At 37.1% G+C, this 957-nt stretch carries 1 protein-coding gene; it reads right to left on the bottom strand.

From position 1 onward, the window contains the following. Positions 1-75: 75 nt before the first annotated feature. On the bottom strand, positions 76-957 hold an 882-nt coding region (locus tag BN1068_RS00050; RefSeq protein ID WP_139344684.1), incomplete at its 5' end, for an RNA-guided endonuclease TnpB family protein.

Genomic DNA, 957 nt, shown 5'->3' with positions numbered 1-957 from the left:
AGTGAACCTCCCCCACCAAATCTAAGATTTGAAAGGGGCTTCTATTGACTTAAATACAGCAAACAGCACGCATAATCACGCACCATTAGTACGTAACGCCTGATGTAAGCTAATTAATGAAGCCAATGTCAGCCGAGTTCTAGTTACTAAGGAAGGAACTTTTGCCTCCAGTAGTAACCTTTTCTTTTCAGAAAAGGATTTAAGGAATTCTCTAATAAAATACCGTGCTCCTATATTATAAGAAGCATTTAAATCTGCGTGATAGACTTTGTCATTTTGATAGGCGGCAAGGTCTTTTTTATGATTCCGTTTCACTTCTCCAGAACCGTCAAAAGCAAGCGCGGAAGTATACTTAGCGCTTACTCGTCGAATACGTACGCCTTTGTAATGTGCCATCTCTTCAACTTTCCTTTGAATGCCCAGCTTGCTCCAATGATGTACTTTATGGCGTAACTTTTTTGCACCATACATCCCCTCTGGGTGTTTCATTTTACCAAGGTACTCAAATACGATGATATCTGCTTGATGATCGACAGCAAATTTGATAATTTCTGAAGATGTATGATGCACAATATGTTTCTTTAGACCATTAATTCGTCTCCAATAGTTTGGTGCATTTACATACCCTGAATGACGTTGAGCTTTCTTTAGTTTGTTGATTTTTGTGTACATACGGTCTTTTTCTACCGGTTGATTAATAAATTTCCTGCCGATGACAGTTCCATCTGAACGCATTGCACAACAAACCGCAGAATTCGTGATACCTAAGTCTACAGAAACGATGACTTGTTCTTTTAATTTTGTTTTATTTAATTGAATCTTTTTCTCATAAGAAAAATGAATGAAATACTTTTTGCCTGTTTTTACTAAGGTAGGATTATTTTCTTTCCAACCGGCAATTCCACGATTCTTCAAGTTTTTATGATGGAAAGTAATCGTTACCCAAACCCAATCATT

The sequence above is a fragment of the Oceanobacillus sojae genome, assembly GCF_900162665.1.
Lineage (GTDB): Bacteria > Bacillota > Bacilli > Bacillales > Amphibacillaceae > Oceanobacillus > Oceanobacillus sojae_A.
The sequence above is the reverse complement of the archived record's forward strand: the minus strand, read 5'-3'. Positions and strand labels throughout refer to the sequence as shown.